This window comes from Rhodococcus sp. GA1, from assembly GCF_024321955.1.
GTDB lineage: Bacteria > Actinomycetota > Actinomycetes > Mycobacteriales > Mycobacteriaceae > Rhodococcus > Rhodococcus pyridinivorans.
This window is the reverse complement of record NZ_CP097186.1, coordinates 3,581,627-3,597,131: the sequence shown is the minus strand read 5'-3', so window position 1 is coordinate 3,597,131 and position 15,505 is coordinate 3,581,627. Positions and strand designations below refer to the sequence as shown.

Below are 15,505 nucleotides of genomic sequence, written 5' to 3'. Positions count from 1 at the left end.
GAGGGAGACGACATGGATGTCCTTGTAGGACAGCTCTTCACAGGATTGAGTATCGGATCGATCCTGTTGCTGGCAGCACTGGGGCTGTCGTTGACGTTCGGCCAGATGGGCGTGATCAACATGGCCCACGGCGAATTCATCATGGCCGGCAGCTACACCGCCTTCGTCGTGCAGCAGGTGATCTCCTCGGCCGGGATGTCCCTGTTCGTCTCCCTGCTCGTCGGCTTCCTGGTGGGCGGCGTGATGGGTGTGATCCTCGAGGTCACCCTCATCCGCCGCATGTACCACCGCCCGCTCGACACCCTGCTGGTGACCTTCGGTGTGGGCCTGCTGCTGCAGCAGGCCGCCCGCGACATCTTCGGCGCCCCCGCCGTCAACGTCGTCGCACCGTCCTGGCTCTCCGGTGGTGTGGAGATCTTCGGGGCGGTGGTCCCGAAGACCCGCCTGTTCATCCTCGCCCTCGCCGTGGTCTGCGTGGTCGCCCTGATCGCGTCGATGAAGTACACCCCGATGGGACGACGGATCCGGGCCGTGGTGCAGAACCGCGATCTCGCCGAGACGGTGGGCATCTCGTCGCGCCGCACCGACATCACGACCTTCTTCCTCGGCTCGGGCCTGGCCGGCCTCGCCGGTGTGGCCCTGACACTCATCGGCTCGACCAGCCCGACCATCGGCCAGTCGTACCTCATCGACGCCTTCCTCGTGGTCGTCATCGGCGGTCTCGGCCGCATCGAGGGCGCCGTGCTCGCGGCCGTCGCACTGGGCCTGCTCAATTCGTTCATCGAGTACTCCACGACCGCGTCGATCGCGAAGGTCATCGTGTTCGTGCTCATCGTGATCTTCCTGCAGGTCCGTCCGCAGGGCCTGTTCGCCGTCAAGACGAGGAGCCTGGTCTGATGTCCGCGACCTTCTCGACCCGCACCTTCACCCGACCCGGACCCGTACGCACAGCAGGCGGATTCGCGATCGCCGCGATCGTCCTGTTCGGTCTCGCCCCCGCCGTCCTCTCCGATTTCCGGCTCGGCCTGCTCGGCAAGTTCCTGTGCTTCGCGATCGTCGCCGTCGGCATCGGCCTGGCCTGGGGTCGCGGTGGCATGCTCACCCTCGGCCAGGGTGTCTTCTTCGGCCTCGGCGCCTACATCATGGCCATGCACTTGAAGATCTCCGACGCGCAGCTCCGCGGCGACACCGTCCCGGACTTCATGCAGATCGCGGGCATCCGGGAACTACCCGCCTACTGGACCCCGTTCGCCTCCCCCGCCGTCACGCTGCTGGCGATCCTGATCGTGCCGGCCCTGCTCGCCGCCCTGCTCGGCTTCGGTGTGTTCGCCCGCCGCGTCAAGGGCGCCTACTTCGCCATCCTCTCCCAGGCACTGGCCGCCGCCTTCGCGATCCTGCTCATCGGCCAGCAGTCCACCGGAGGATCCAACGGCCTCAACCGTTTCCGCACCTTCTTCGGCTACGACCTGTCCGATCCGGTCAACAAGCGGATGCTGTTCTTCATCGTCGCCGCGATCCTGCTGCTCGTCGTCGCCGCGACCCGCCAGCTCATGCAGTCCCGCTACGGCGAACTGCTCGTCGCCGTGCGCGACCAGGAGGAGCGGGTCCGCTTCCTGGGCTACGACCCCGCCCTGATCAAGGTGGCCGCCTACACCGTCGCGGCCTTCTTCGCCGGCATCGCCGGGGCGATGTTCGTGCCCATCGTCGGCATCATCTCCCCCGCCGACGTCGGCATCGTCCCGTCGATTGCGTTCCTCATCGGTGTCGCCATCGGCGGACGCACCACCCTGCTCGGCCCGGTCCTCGGCGCGGTGGGCGTGGCGTGGGCACAGACCACCCTGTCGGAGAACTTCCCCTCGGCCTGGACCTACGCGCAGGGCCTGCTGTTCATCGTCGTCGTCGGCTTCTTCCCCGCCGGCCTCGCCGGAGTCATCACCCTGCTCCGCCGGCGCCGCCGCACCACCCCGACCGAACCCACACCCCCGACCGAACCCGAGCCCGCCGACCTTCCCGAGATGGAGCCCGTGCGATGAGCAAACCCGTCTACGGCGGCAACGCCGGAATGAGCAGCGACTACCTCGAGATCCGCGACCTGCGTGTCACCTTCGACGGCTTCACCGCCGTCGACGGCGTCGACCTCACCCTCCTCCAAGGCGACCTGCGGTTCCTCATCGGCCCCAACGGCGCCGGCAAGACCACCCTCGTCGACGCCGTCACCGGCCTGGTCCCAGCGACCGGCTCGATCACCAAATCCGGCGTCGAACTGCTCGGCAAGAAGACCCACAAGATCGCACGCCTCGGTGTCGGCCGCACCTTCCAGACCGCCTCGGTCTTCGAGGAACTGTCCGTTCTGCAGAACCTCGACATCGCCGCCGGCGCGAGCCGCTCCCCGTGGCAGTTGCTGCGCCGCCGCAACAACGTTCTGCCCGAGATCGAGGAAACACTCGAGACGATCGGCCTGACCGCCCACCGCGACACCCCCGCGGGCATCCTCGCCCACGGGCAGAAGCAATGGCTCGAGATCGGCATGCTGCTCGTGCAGAACGCCGACGTGCTGCTCCTCGACGAACCCGTCGCCGGAATGAGCGGCGACGAACGCGAGGAGACCGGGCAGCTGCTGCGCCGCATCGGCGCGCAGCGCACGGTGGTCGTCGTCGAGCACGACATGGACTTCATGCGCGCCTTCGCCACCTCCGTCACCGTCCTCGCCCGCGGCAAGGTCATCGCCGACGGCACCGTCGACCAGGTCCAGAACGACCCGCAGGTCCAGCAGGTCTACCTCGGGACCGCCACCGCTGCTCAGGAGGCATGATGCTCGAACTCGTCGACGTCCGCGCCGGTTACGGTCGCACCGAGATCCTGCACGGCATCTCCCTGACCGTGCCGACCGGCAAGACCGTCGCGGTCATGGGCCACAACGGTGCCGGCAAGACCACACTGCTGCGCGCCGCCGTCGGCCTGCTGCCCGTCACCAAGGGAAAGATCCTCTTCGACGGTGACGACATCACCTCGCTGCGACCATCTGCCCGCGTCGCCCGCGGCCTGGCCTACGTCCCCCAGGGGCAACAGTCCTTCGGTCAGCTCACCTGCCGGGAAAACCTGCAGGTCGTCGCCGACACGCGCCGCAACGGCCGTCAGTTGGTCACCGACATGCTCGACCTGTTCCCCGCCCTCGTCCCGCTACTCGACCGCCGCGCCGGCCTGCTCTCCGGCGGTCAGCGCCAGCAACTCGCCATCGCCCGCGCGCTGATCACCGAGCCGCGCATGCTCATCCTCGACGAGCCCACCGAAGGCATCCAGCCGTCGGTGGTCGCCGAGATCGAGAACACCATCGTCGAACTCGGCCGCAGCGGCGACCTCGGGGTGCTGCTCGTCGAACAGCACATCGGTTTCGCCCTCGACAACGCCCTGCACTACTACGTCCTCGAATCCGGGCGCATCACCTCGACGGGTGACGGTGGTGTCGACGCCGCCTCCACCGTCCGTGCGGCGATGGCAATCTGATGGCCGCCGACACACGGCGCGAGAGGGTCTACAAGGCCCTGCGCGATCGTCTGATGTCCGGGACCCCCTCCCCCGACGAACGACTCAGTGAAGAACGCCTCGCCGAGCAGTACGAGGTGTCGCGCACGCCGGTACGCGAGGCCCTCGCCCGACTGGTCTCCGACGGGCTCGTCGAACGCCGCGACCAGGGGCTGTACCCCTACCGTCCGCGCTTCGACGACCTCGCGGACCTGTACGAACTGCGGACCACCCTGGAGCTGCGCGGGATTCGCCGCGCACTCGACGGCGAGTCGGTGCGGCACGATCCCGACGTCCTCGGTCCCGAGCTCGACCGCTGGTATGAGATCCGCGAGGATCCGCCCGAGCCCGACGCCGGCTTCGTCACGCTCGACGAGCGCTTCCACATGACGTTGCTCGCCGCCTCCGGCAACCGTGCCCTGTGCGACGCGCTGGCCTCGGTGAACGCCAAGGTGCGCCCGGTGCGGATGTTCGACTATCTGACCCCCGACCGCATCGTCGCGACCGTCGACGAGCACATCGAGGTCGCCGAGCTGGTTCTCGCCGACAAGCTCGACGACGCCCACGACCTGCTGCTCGCCCACATCGACACCTCGCGATCGGTGGTCGTGCGCCGGGCCGAGGAGGCACGCGCCTTCGCGCGGATGGCCCGGGCCGTCCGAGACTGACACTTCCGGTCGTGTCACGTGACCGGACGGGTCCGGTGCGGCACACTGGCGCTCATGACACCCCGCATCCCGCCCGGACGTTTCAAGGAACTCGGCCCGATCAACTGGGTGACATGGAAGGCCCTGTCCGCCGCCGGCGGCACTTCGGACGCCCACCTGTTCAGCACCCTCGGCCGCACCGGACGGCTGTTCCGCGGGTGGTTGCACTACGCCGGCATGCTCATGCCGTTCGGCCGTCTCGGCCGGTTCGAATCGGAGATGGTCATCCTGCGCGTCGCGCATCTGCGCGAGTGCGGTTACGAATTCGACCACCACACCCGCCTGGGTCGCCGTGCCGGCATCACCGACGAGGTGCGCGAGCGTATCGTCGCCGGACCCGACGCTCCCGGCTGGCAGGCAAGGCACTGCGCTCTTCTCGCCGCCGTCGACGAACTCGTGGCGACGAAAAATCTGTCCGACGAGACGTGGGCGTCGCTCGCGCAGTTCTACGACGACCGCAGGCTCATCGAGTTCTGTCTGCTGGTCACGCAGTACGACGCCCTTGCCACAACCATCGGTGTGCTGCGGATCGAACGCGACTTCTGATCCGTCCGCACCGGCGGGCATCGGTTCGGCGCGATCCTAACAAGGCTGTTACACAACGTCACAGCAGCGTCATTGCTGGTCCATAGCGTATACAGCCATGTCCACAAAGATGTATACAGCTGCGGCGCCCGTCTCCCCGGTGAGGGTGTCCGCCACCGATCGCGTTCGTGCCGCACTGGGCCGCATCGACGAGGTGGATCGACCCGAGGTGTGGATCACGCTGCGCAGCGCCGACGATCTTCTCGCCGACGCCGCCGAAGTGGACGCACGGGTCGCCGCCGGTGAGTCCCTTCCCTTCGCCGGTCTGGTCGTGGCGGTCAAGGACAACGTGGACGTCGCGGGAATCCCGACCACTGCGGCATGTCCCGAGTTCGCGTACGTCCCGGAGGAAACCGCTTCGGGTGTCGAGCGTCTGGTCGCCGCCGGCGCCGTCGTGCTGGGTAAGACCAACCTCGACCAGTTCGCCACCGGTCTCGTCGGCACCCGCAGCCCGTACGGGGCGGTGCGGTGCGCGTGGGATCCCGAGAAGGTCTCGGGCGGTTCGAGTTCCGGTTCGGCGGCCGCGGTGGCGCTCGGCATCGCCGACATCGGGCTGGGCACCGACACGGCCGGTTCGGGACGGGTACCCGCCGCGCTGCACGGAATCGTCGGCATCAAGGCCACTCTCGGCGTCATCCCGGCGCACGGCGTGGTCCCGGCCTGCGTCGACTACGACTGCCTCACGGTCTTCGCGACGTCGCTCGACCTGGCGGCGACCGCGGTCCGGATCATGGCCGGACCCGAACCCCGCGACCCGCGCAGCAGGACCTGGCCCGCGGATGTACGACTCGCCGCGCCGAACACTCTGCGCGTCGCGGTGCCGCGCGCCGAGGATCTCGAAGCGTTGTGTGAGGAGTACCGCGACGCCTTCGCCCGCACGGTGACCGCGGCACGCGAATCCGGCATCGAGATCGCGGAGGTGGTCATCTCACCGCTGCTCGATGCTGCCCTGCTTCTCTACGACGGTGCCGTGGTGGCCCAGCGCTACGCGGCCGTCGGCGAGTTCCTGTCGACGGCACCGGAGGGTGCCGATCCCACGGTCGCCGCGATCGTCGCCGGCGCGAAGAAGCCTGCCGCCTACGAACTCGTCGAGGATCTCGACACCCTCATCCACGTGAAGGCGTTCGCGCGTGAACTGCTCGCCGGGTTCGACGGGTTGCTGCTCCCGACGACGACGGAACACCCGACGATCGCCGCGGTGCAGGCCGATCCGATCGCCATCAATCGTCGGATGGGCACCTACACCAACTTCTGCAACCTGCTGGACATGACGGCGGTGGCGGTGCCCGGTGCGCCGACACCGGCCGGTGAGCCGTTCGGGGTCATGGTCGTGGTCCCGGCCTTCGGCGACCAGGTGGCCGTGGACGTCGCGGCCGCGCTGAACGGTGTGGACGCACCGCGTGTGGTCGAGTCCGGCGTCGAACTCGCGGTCTTCGGAGCGCACCTGCGCGGTCAGCCGCTGCACTTCCAGCTCGAGGAACTCGGGGCGCGCTTCGTCGAGGAGGTGTACACCTCCGACGCGTACCGCCTCGCCGCGTTGAACACGACGCCGCCGAAGCCGGGCCTGGTGCGTCACGCACCGGGCGAGGGCGCCGCCATCGTCGGTGAACTGTTCCGGTTGTCGGAGGCCGGACTGGGTCGGTTCCTCGCCGCGCTGCCCGCCCCGATGACGTTGACGAGTGTCGAACTGGCGGACGGACGGTGGGTCGTCGGCTTCGGCTGCACGCAGGACGCAGCCGCCGACGCGGTGGACATCACCGAGTTCGGCGGCTGGAAGGCATACCGGGCGTCCTGACCCCGGCTCCGGAGTGCAGTTCTCATCGGCGAATTCGCGCATCGTCGACGACAACTGCACACCGGACGACGTGATCAGCGGGGTGGCGGATCGACCTTCACGCCGCCGCCCTCGTGTTCTGGTCCGGCGTCGGGATGGTCGGCGGGCAGACGGTCGCGGAACCGTGCGGCCTCGCTGGGAACGGGACCGCCGGTGGGGTCCTGCGAACGACGATACGGTCCGGGCTTCGGACGGGGCTTGCCGCCCGGGAAGGCGAGCCGGGCGATGGTGCGGTGCACCATGAACCACTGCTTGCCCAATCGCCCCGAGTTGTAGGGCAGTTCGTAACGCTCGCAGATGTCCTTGACCTTCGGCGCGACCTCCGCGTAACGGGTGCTCGGCATGTCGGGGAACAGGTGATGCTCCACCTCGTAGCCGAGATTGCCGCTGAGGATGTGGAACAGCGGGGTGCCTTCGATGTTCGCGGCGCCGACGAGTTGCCGCACGTACCACCCTCCACGCGACTCGTTCTCGACCTCCTTCTTCGAGAAGGTATAGGTCTGGTCCGGGAAGTGCCCGCAGAAGATGATCGCGTGCGCCCACACGTTGCGGATGATGTTGGCCGTGATGTCGGCGAGAACCGTCGCGAGGAAGGTCTTCTCGACACCGGGCAGATACCGGTCGGCGAGATGGGCTGCGGTACGAAACTTTCCGGACCGGCCCTTGCCCATCGGTCCCTTGCTCATCGACCGCAGTCGCCGGCCCAGACGCGAGGTCTTCGGCTGGGGCAACCGGCCCTGCAGCGCGACCTGCGCGAGACCGAACAGCGCGGCGCTCACCAGCGGCCAGCCGACGTAGTCCTTGACGAACTGCGCGCGGGCCTTGCCGAAGATGCCCTTCAGCTCCTCGATCACCTGACCGGTCGACTTCTCGCCGGCCCACAACGCCTCGAGGTCGAGGTCGTGCAGCGCCACACCCCATTCGAAGAGCACGGTGAGCAGCGCGTTGTAGAGAGGTTGCGCCAGGTAGACGGGGTGCCACTTCTGGTGCGGGTCGATCCGCATGATCTCGTAGCCGAGATCCTTGTCGAGGCCGCGGATGTTCGTGAACGTGTGGTGGATGTAGTTGTGCGAGTGCTTCCACGCCTCCGCGGTGGAGGCGGTGTCCCAGTCCCACACCGACGAGTGGATGTCCGGATCGTTCATCCAGTCCCACTGGCCGTGCATGACGTTGTGGCCGATCTCCATGTTCTCGAGGATCTTCGCCACTCCGAGACAGGCTGTCCCGGCCACCCAGGCGGGCTTGTACGACGACGCGAAGAGCAGTAACCGCCCCGCGACGACCAACTGCCGTTGCGCGGCGATGACGTTCTTGATGTACTGCCGGTCCTTGTCGCCGAGACTCGAGTACACCTCGTCGTGGATGGCGTCGAACTCCTTGGCGATCTGTTCGAGATCGTCGTCGCTCAGATGCGCGAGCGGACTCTGTGGTTCCCGCGTCCCGGTGTCGGCCCTGTCGATGCTTCTCGGCACGACGCCCCCTGCTTCGAAGCCGGTTGCTTCACAGTTCTATTTCGATGCCACCCTCCGCGGTGTGGATGCAGGTACGCACCGCAGCCCCGGTGGGCTCGCTCACCTCGTCGGTCCGCAGGTCCCGGAGTTGCCCGGATTTCAGCGTTCCGACGCACGTGTGGCAGATGCCGATACGGCAGCCGTATGGCAACTTCAGGCCGGCGTTCTCGCCTGCGACCAGGATGGGTGTTCCCCCGTCGCACTCCACCTCTTTCTCGCTGTCGAGGAAGTGGATGGTGCCGCCCTCGCCGCTCCCGGCATCCCACCGATGATCGGCTGGAAACGTTCGAGGTGGAATCTTTCGGGATCACCGTGTTCGTCCCAGTGTTCTTCGAGGGCGTCGAGCAGGTCGCGCGGGCCCGAGCAGAAAGCGTCGCGTTCGCGCCAGTCGGGGCACAGATCGCCGAGGTCGTCGGGAGTGATGCGGCCGCGGTCGCCGCTGAGCCACAGCTCGAGACGCATTCCGGGATGCCGCTCGTCGAGGTCGCGCAGGGTCGAGCCGAAGATCACCTCGTCCTCGGTGTGGGCGGAATGCACGACGACGACGTCGTCGATGCGGTCGCGGTGGTCGAGGCTGCGCAGCATGCTCATGCTCGGGGTGATCCCGCTGCCCGCGCTGATGAACAGCATCTTCGCGGGCAGCGGGTCGGGCAGGGTGAACACGCCCTCGACCTCACCGAGGCGGACGATGTCGCCGGGCTCGAGTTTGCGGACCAGGTACGGCGAGACCACGCCGTTCTCGACGAGTTTGGGTGTGACGCTGATGAGCCCGTCGACCGGATCGGGGTCGGAGGTGAGCGAGTACGCGCGCCAGTGGTAGACCCCGTCGATGACCACCCCGAGCCGCACGTACTGGCCCGGCTCGTGACCGCGCCACTCGTAGGCCGGGCGGATGAGCACCGATGCGGCGTCGCCGCCCTCGGGGACGACCCGCTCCACACGGCCGCGCAGTTCGCGGGTCGTCCAGAGCGGGTTGATCATCTCGAGATAGTCGTCGGGCCGCAGAGGTGTGAACAGGTGCCGCACCGTTTGCAGCAACCATCTCCGAACCGGGTGCACGTGTGGGCGAGCGCCGCGTTCCGCCATGGCGCAACACTACGCGGGCGCGCACACCTCACGTGCACATTCGTCGCCGATGTGGGATCGGTGACAGCTCAGCGCAGGATCGTCAGCTGCACCACGGAATCGGCGTTCGCGACGAGGCGGTGCACGATGCCGGCGTCGACGTGGACGGCGGTACCCGGTACGAGCGACACGGTCTCGTCGGCGGTGCTGAACGAGATGTCGCCGGTGACGGCCTGCACGAGGATCGGAGCGCCGGCCTTGTGGTCGTCCATCGTCTGCCCGGCGACGAAGGACAGACGTACCACGGTGGCACCGGTGACCGTCGCGAGCTTCTCGATGCGTGGCCCGCTCCCCTCGCCCGCGTTGAGCTCCGCGAGCCCCTCGATACGGGTGAGCTTGCCCTCGACCTGCTGTGTACTCATCACGCTTCCTTCTTCGTGGCGACGATCTCGATCGCGACCAGATGCTTCTTGTACTTTGTGAACGTCGACCGCATCTGGAGCACCCGGCTGCGGGCGTCGGAGTCGCGAAGGACGTTGCGAACGAATTTCAGGGTGCCGGGCAGGCCCTCGTCGGCGAGGATGCGCTTGGGTTCGAGCAGCGCCATGGGAGCGAAGCCGATCTTCTCGACCTCGAATCCGTTCTCCTCGAACAGGGTCCGCCATTCCGCCGCGGTGAGCGGGCGGGCGTTGACCTTGATCGAGCGCGCGAGCGACGTGCGGATCTCGGTCTTGACCTCGTCATCGACCTCGTCGGGTTCGATCGCGAGTTCGTGGATGGCGTACCGGCCGCCCACACGGAGCACCCGGCGGGCCTCCTGCACGATCTCCGCCTTGTGCCTGTCGGTCTGCATGGTCAGCATCGCCTCGCCGACCACGACGTCGGCGACCTCGTCGTCGAGTCCGGTCTTCGACGCCTCGCCGCTGACCACACTGCCTCCGCCGGCGATGGCCTTGCGCGTCAGTTCGGCTGCCGTCTCGTCGGATTCGACTCCGGTATAGCTGCCGGGCGAGTACGCGAGGATCTCCTGCGCCGTCCGGCCGAGGCCGGGCGCGAACTCGACGACGTCCGCGCCACGCAACCTCGCGTCGGCGAGCACGCGTGCCGTCAGTTCCTTACCGCCGGGCCGCAGCACACGCTTGCCCAGGCGGGCGAGCAGCCAGTGTCCCGGCAGGTGGGCGGTGTCCCTACCCGCAAGGGGGAGAGCGTCTTCCGATGCGCGCTTGTCCGCCATGTTCTGCACTCCTTCTCGCGAGGGCAAGGGTGGCTACGGTTCCGAGGCTCTCCGGACCGGTCGTAACGTGGACGGTGCGTCGGTTGTCGCCTCCATGGCGCCGACTATAGAGGATTTTCCTCCTTTTAATAAGGTGACCCTCACCTGAGAGTCACCGCGGGCGCGACGGGAGAGCGGACTTGGCACGGCGGGTGAAGCAACGCGAGCGGATTCTCGGCCTGTTGCGGGAGTCCTCGGGCCCGGTCGACGCCCATCATCTCGCCGCCACGCTCGACCTGCACGTCACGACCGTCCGCTTCCATCTCGCGGGCCTCGGGGAGGAAGGTCTCGTCCGCACCCGGCAACTTCCGATCGAGCGGGTCGGGCGCCCGCGCCTCGGCTACGTCGCGGTGAAGGAACCGTCCTACACCGATCTCGTCGCGCTGCTCGCCGCGCGGATCGGGGGCACCCCCACCGAGCGCGAGGACAAGGCGTTCGAGGTGGGCTCGGACTGGGCGGGCATGCTCGCCCTCGCACCCGCGCCGACCGTCGACGCCGGCACGCTCGTCATCGACGCCCTGCAGCAGTTGGGTTTCGAGACGCAGAGCGCGACGAACGCCTTCGGCACCCACAGCCTCACGTTGTGCACGTGCCCGCTCGCGGAGATCGCCCGCACGAATCCCGAAGTGGTGCGCGGCATCCAACGCGGATTGATCCAGCGTGTCCTCGACGACCACGCCGACCTGCTGCGCAGCCGCTACGCCGTCGACGTCCGGCCCGACCCGCAGGACGGTAACTGTCTCGTGCAGCTGGTGCTGCGCCCGGAGAAGGGCGGAACGACGTCAGCCCGCGACGACGGTCGAGTCGTCACGGGCTGAGCCGGTACATCCGAGCGGGGATCCGCCCACACGGAAGAAGGGTGAACGCGGGGCCTCGGGTCGGCCCCGCATCCTCAGAAGTTGATCATGTGTCCTGCGAGACCGTGGATGGCCTCCTGCAGCGCCTCGCTCAGAGTCGGGTGCGTGTGGACGTTGCGCGCGAGCTCGTTGACCGTGAGGTCCCACTTCTGGGCCAGGGTCAGCTCGGGCAGCAGCTCCGAGACGTCGGGGCCGATGAGGTGGCCGCCGATGAGCTCACCGTGGGTCTTGTCGGCGATGAGCTTGACGAAGCCGTTGGGATCGCCCAGACCGTGCGCCTTGCCGTTGGCGGTGAACGGGAAGGTCGCGACCTTCACGTCGTAGCCCTCGGCCTTCGCCTGCTCCTCGGTGAGACCGAAGGAGGCGACCTGCGGCTGGCAGAAGGTCGCACGCGGCATCATGCGGTAGTCGCCGAGCTCGAGGGTCTCGGCACCGCCGATGGTCTCGGCCGCGACCACGGCCTGCGCCTCCGCGACGTGCGCGAGCTGAAGCTTCGCGGTGACGTCGCCGATGGCGTAGATGCCCTTGACGTTGGTGCGCATGCGCTCGTCGATCGCGATGGCACCGCGGTCGGTGAGCTCGACGCCGGTGTTCTCGAGGCCGTAGCCCTCGACGCGCGGCGCGAAGCCGACCGACTGCAGCACCTTGTCGACCGTGACGGTCTCGACGTTGCCGGACTTGTTGTCCTTGATCTCGACGGTCACCTTCGAACCGTCGTCCGAGATCTTCTGCACCGCGGCACCGGTCTTGATGGTGATGCCGAGCTTCTTGTACGCCTTGGCGATCTCCTTGGAGACGTCGGCGTCCTCGTTGGGCAGTGCGCGGTCGAGGAACTCGACGATGGTGACGTCGACCCCGTAGTTCTTCAGGACGTAGCCGAACTCCATGCCGATGGCACCGGCACCGACGATGACGATGGACTCGGGGAGGTCGCGGGTGAGGATCTGCTCCTCGTAGGTGACGACGTTGTCGCTGAGCTCGGTGCCCGGGAGCAGCTTGGTGACGGAGCCGGTGGCGATGATGACGTTGTCGAAGGTCACCTGTTCGGTGCCGCCCTTGGTGAGGGTCACCTCGATGGTCTTGGCGTCGACGAACGAGCCCTTACCGTCGTATTCGGTGATCTTGTTCTTCTTCATGAGGAAGTGCACGCCCTTGGTGCGCCCGTCCGCGACCTTGCGGCTGCGGTCATAGGCGGCACCGAAGTCGAAGGACACGTCTCCCGAGATGCCGAAGGTCTTGGCCTCTTTGTTGAAGAGATGTGCCAGCTCGGCGTTGCGGAGAAGTGCCTTCGAGGGGATGCAGCCGACGTTCAGGCAGACACCACCCCAGTACTTCTGCTCGATGATGGCGGTGCTCAGTCCCAGCTGTGCCGCGCGGATAGCAGCGACGTACCCACCGGGACCGGCTCCGAGGACAACGACGTCATAGTGTGAGGTCACGGATATACAGGGTAGTCCCGCCCGATTCCGGTGTCTGCCGATGGTCCGGTTACCGGCCGGTAGCTACCGGATCCGGTGATCGGCCGTGTATCGGCGCACGGCGAGCGGGACCGTCACGGCGAGCAGCACGACGCACCAACCGAACGCCGACCACACCGGATGGTGCAGCGGCCACGCCGCATCCGCGGGTACCGGCGCGGACGCCGAGAGCAGCTCGCGCAGCGCACCTACGACGGCACTGACGGGATTCCACTCGGCGATCTGTCGGACGACCACCGGCATCGTGTCGGTGGGCACGAAGATGTTCGAGAACGTGATCGTGCCGAAGATCATGGGTGCGCACTGCTGCAGGACCTGTTCGTCCCGGATCGAGACGCCGAGCCACACACCTACCCACGAGAATGCGAACCGGAACAACAGCAGCACCACCGCGGCGAGGGCGATCTCCCCGGCGCCCGCTTCGATCCGCCAGCCGACGAGATATCCGATGCCGACCATCGGCGCCAGCGTGACCGCACACGTCAGGGTCTCGGCGAAGGCGAGTCCGGCGGGCGCGGCCACCGGGGAGGTGGGCAGGGTCCGGAAGCGATCCGACAGTCCGCTGCGCATGTCGGCGTTCGCGGTGGCGGCGGTGGTCGCGAGGCCCATGGCCGCCACGAGGACGAGCACACCCGGCATCAGGTATGCGCGGTAGGCGGCGCCCTCGCCACCGGACAGGGCGCCGGCGAAGACGAATCCGAAGAGCAGCATCATGCCCAGCGGTGCGGCGAGGGTGACGAACAGCAGGGCCGGCGAGTGCCGGTAGGTCAGCAGGACGCGATGCAGCAACGTCCGGGTGCCGGTGAGGGCAGAACTGCCGTGGCCGGACTCGTGGATGGTGGTCATGCGGACTCCTCGATTCGCTCGCGTCCGGTCAGGGTCAGGAATGCCTCGTCGAGACCGACGCGGCGACGGCCGATGTCGTCAACGGGGACACCCGCGTCGTCGAGGGCGCGCAGCACGGGCAGCAGCGGCACCGAGTGGGCGTCGGTCGTGAAGGACAGCCGGACCGAGCCGTTCTCGACCGGCACCTGGATGCCGTTGTGGCGCAGGCCGAATGCGCCGATGACGGCGACGGCCTCGTCGATGCGGGCGGCACCGGGGAGGACGAGGTCGAGTCCGGAGCCGACCGCCTCCTTGATCTCGGCGGGAGTGCCGGTCGCGATCGTCCGGCCCGCGTCGAGGATGGTGATGTCGTCGGCGAGCCGGTCGGCCTCGTCGAGATACTGCGTGGTGAGCAGGACCGCGGTGCCCTCGGCGACCAGTTCGCCGACCATCCCGTAGATCTCGTTGCGGCTGCTCGGGTCGAGACCGGTGGTCGGTTCGTCGAGGAAGAGCACGTCGGGTCGCACGAGCATCCCGGCGAGCAGATCCAGCCGCCGGCGCATGCCGCCGGAGTAGGTGCTCGCCTGCCGGTTCGCAGCATCGGCGAGGCCGAAGCGGTCGAGCAGTTCGACCGTGCGGGTGTGGGCGGCGCGGCCGGCCAGACCGTGCAGGCGAGCGACGATCATCAGGTTCTCGACACCGGTCAGTCGTAGATCCACCGCGTGGTACTGGCCGACGAAGCCGATGCAGCGCTTCACGCGGGTCGCGTCGTGCACCACATCGAAGCCGCGTACGCGGGCACGTCCGGCCGTGGGCCGCAGCAGGGTGGCGAGCATCCGGACGATGGTGGTCTTCCCCGATCCGTTCGGACCGAGGAGCGCATGGACGCGCCCCGGCGGGACGCGCAGGTGGACGTCGTCGACGACGATGCGATCGCCGAACGCCCGGGTGAGGCCTTCCGCCTCGAGTGCCATCTCGATCACGATCCACCTATCGATCGGGAACACCGTTCGCAGTTCGAGGGTACGCATCTGCGAACATCGTTCGCAACCCGTTCGAGGAGGCATGCTGTCCTGCATGACGGTCTCCGACTCGATCTGGCTGCGGTCCGACACCGGGCGCCCCGGCCCGCGACCGGCCTACACGCTCGACCAGCTCGCAGACGCGTGCGTGCGGATCGCCGACGAGGACGGCATCCGCGCCCTGTCCATGCGCAGGCTCGCCGACGCCCTCGGCACCGCCCCCGCGTCGCTCTACCGCTACGTCTCCGGCAAGACCGATCTCGTGGACCTCATGGTCGACCGGGCCGGAGCCGAATACCGCTTCGCTCCGCTGACCGGTGACGTGCGCGCCGACGTACTCGACGTCGCCGAACAGTCCCGCGCAATCCACCGCCGGCATCCCTGGCTGAGCCAGGTCACGGCATCGACGCTCGGCCCGAACTCGATGCGGTATCTCGACCACCTCGTCGGCGCCCTCGCCCCCGCCGGACTCGACCCGACCGCGACGATGACCGGAGTCGCCCTCCTGTCGGGGTGGGTCACCAACTTCGCCGCGCAGGAGGCCGCCGGGATGTCTGCAGGGGCGGCCGGCGGCGGAGCCGCGCACATCGCCGCGATGCTCGAGCACGGCGACTACCCGCATCTCACCGCCCTGATGACCGGCGCGTCCGCCGGAGGATCCGCAGGTGATGTCGCAGATGCGGACAGCCGCAGCGGTGCGGACGACGGATCCGATGCGAACGACCGTGCGTTCCGCGCCGGCATCGACGCGCTCCTGTTCGGCATCGCGCCGACCCGCTGACATCGCCTGCCGGCTCCCTGCAAGAGCCGGAGTGATGATCACGGA

15 protein-coding genes and 1 pseudogene are annotated in these 15,505 nt (G+C 68.0%); 9 read left to right on the top strand and 7 right to left on the bottom strand.

All coding sequences use genetic code 11. The features are described 5' to 3' along the window. The first annotated feature begins 12 nt into the window (after nucleotides 1-12). The 7 genes from urtB (at nucleotide 13) to atzF (ending at nucleotide 6,609) form a co-directional block, all read left to right on the top strand. Nucleotides 13-897, top strand: coding sequence for an urea ABC transporter permease subunit UrtB (urtB, locus tag M3330_RS16950; protein ID WP_006553586.1), 885 nt, complete (start codon nucleotides 13-15; stop codon nucleotides 895-897). Continuing rightward, a complete protein-coding gene (gene urtC, locus M3330_RS16945) occupies nucleotides 897-2,033 on the top strand; it encodes an urea ABC transporter permease subunit UrtC (RefSeq protein WP_024101774.1) in 1,137 nt (378 codons plus the stop codon). Before urtB ends, urtC begins: the two co-directional genes overlap by 1 nt. Further along, nucleotides 2,030-2,812, top strand: a complete 783-nt coding sequence (gene urtD, locus M3330_RS16940) for an urea ABC transporter ATP-binding protein UrtD (protein WP_024101775.1) — start codon at nucleotides 2,030-2,032, stop codon at nucleotides 2,810-2,812. The genes urtC and urtD overlap by 4 nt, the downstream gene beginning before the upstream one ends. Continuing rightward, nucleotides 2,812-3,504 (top strand): urea ABC transporter ATP-binding subunit UrtE, encoded by a 693-nt coding sequence (urtE, locus tag M3330_RS16935; protein ID WP_024101776.1) that lies wholly within the window; start codon nucleotides 2,812-2,814, stop codon nucleotides 3,502-3,504. The genes urtD and urtE overlap by 1 nt, the downstream gene beginning before the upstream one ends. Continuing rightward, on the top strand, nucleotides 3,504-4,190 hold the full coding sequence (locus M3330_RS16930; protein WP_006553590.1) for a GntR family transcriptional regulator: 687 nt from the start codon (nucleotides 3,504-3,506) through the stop codon (nucleotides 4,188-4,190). The genes urtE and M3330_RS16930 overlap by 1 nt, the downstream gene beginning before the upstream one ends. Nucleotides 4,191-4,244: 54 nt before the next feature. After that, nucleotides 4,245-4,775, top strand: coding sequence for a carboxymuconolactone decarboxylase family protein (locus M3330_RS16925; protein ID WP_024101778.1), 531 nt, complete (start codon nucleotides 4,245-4,247; stop codon nucleotides 4,773-4,775). Nucleotides 4,776-4,884: 109 nt separating this feature from the next. After that, nucleotides 4,885-6,609 carry an allophanate hydrolase gene (gene atzF, locus M3330_RS16920; RefSeq protein WP_050993574.1) on the top strand — a complete coding sequence of 575 codons (1,725 nt, stop codon included), beginning with the start codon at nucleotides 4,885-4,887 and terminating at the stop codon, nucleotides 6,607-6,609. A gap of 74 nt (nucleotides 6,610-6,683) precedes the next feature. Here the strand turns inward: atzF and M3330_RS16915 are convergent, their stop codons facing one another. From M3330_RS16915 to M3330_RS16900, 4 genes and pseudogenes are all read right to left on the bottom strand, one after another. Next, the gene (locus M3330_RS16915; protein ID WP_255025609.1) at nucleotides 6,684-8,120 is read right to left on the bottom strand and encodes an acyl-CoA desaturase; all 1,437 of its coding nucleotides are present in this window, start codon (nucleotides 8,118-8,120) and stop codon (nucleotides 6,684-6,686) included. A gap of 28 nt (nucleotides 8,121-8,148) precedes the next feature. Next, a pseudogene (locus tag M3330_RS16910) lies at nucleotides 8,149-9,245 on the bottom strand (ferredoxin reductase). Nucleotides 9,246-9,313: 68 nt separating this feature from the next. After that, entirely contained in the window at nucleotides 9,314-9,646 is a 333-nt protein-coding gene (locus M3330_RS16905; protein ID WP_255025608.1) for a cupin, read from the bottom strand. Further along, nucleotides 9,646-10,458, bottom strand: coding sequence for a methyltransferase domain-containing protein (locus M3330_RS16900; protein WP_064062060.1), 813 nt, complete (start codon nucleotides 10,456-10,458; stop codon nucleotides 9,646-9,648). The genes M3330_RS16905 and M3330_RS16900 overlap by 1 nt, the downstream gene beginning before the upstream one ends. A gap of 179 nt (nucleotides 10,459-10,637) precedes the next feature. Here M3330_RS16900 and M3330_RS16895 point away from each other — a divergent pair, with 179 nt between their 5' ends. After that, on the top strand, nucleotides 10,638-11,315 hold the full coding sequence (locus tag M3330_RS16895) for a metalloregulator ArsR/SmtB family transcription factor (protein ID WP_248846324.1): 678 nt from the start codon (nucleotides 10,638-10,640) through the stop codon (nucleotides 11,313-11,315). A 74-nt stretch (nucleotides 11,316-11,389) separates the two neighbouring features. On the opposite strand, the gene lpdA is transcribed toward M3330_RS16895, so the two are convergent. The 3 genes from lpdA to M3330_RS16880 form a co-directional block, all read right to left on the bottom strand. Then, complete coding sequence (lpdA, locus tag M3330_RS16890; protein ID WP_006553599.1) at nucleotides 11,390-12,793, bottom strand: dihydrolipoyl dehydrogenase; 1,404 nt, start codon at nucleotides 12,791-12,793, stop codon at nucleotides 11,390-11,392. Between the two features lie 63 nt (nucleotides 12,794-12,856). Further along, entirely contained in the window at nucleotides 12,857-13,678 is an 822-nt protein-coding gene (locus M3330_RS16885) for an ABC transporter permease (RefSeq protein WP_219129363.1), read from the bottom strand. Continuing rightward, nucleotides 13,675-14,688 (bottom strand): ABC transporter ATP-binding protein, encoded by a 1,014-nt coding sequence (locus tag M3330_RS16880; RefSeq protein ID WP_219129364.1) that lies wholly within the window; start codon nucleotides 14,686-14,688, stop codon nucleotides 13,675-13,677. Before M3330_RS16880 ends, M3330_RS16885 begins: the two co-directional genes overlap by 4 nt. A gap of 46 nt (nucleotides 14,689-14,734) precedes the next feature. On the opposite strand from M3330_RS16880, the gene M3330_RS16875 reads away from it, so the two are divergent. Then, on the top strand, nucleotides 14,735-15,460 hold the full coding sequence (locus M3330_RS16875) for a TetR/AcrR family transcriptional regulator (protein WP_230809933.1): 726 nt from the start codon (nucleotides 14,735-14,737) through the stop codon (nucleotides 15,458-15,460). The last annotated feature ends 45 nt before the right edge of the window (nucleotides 15,461-15,505 follow it).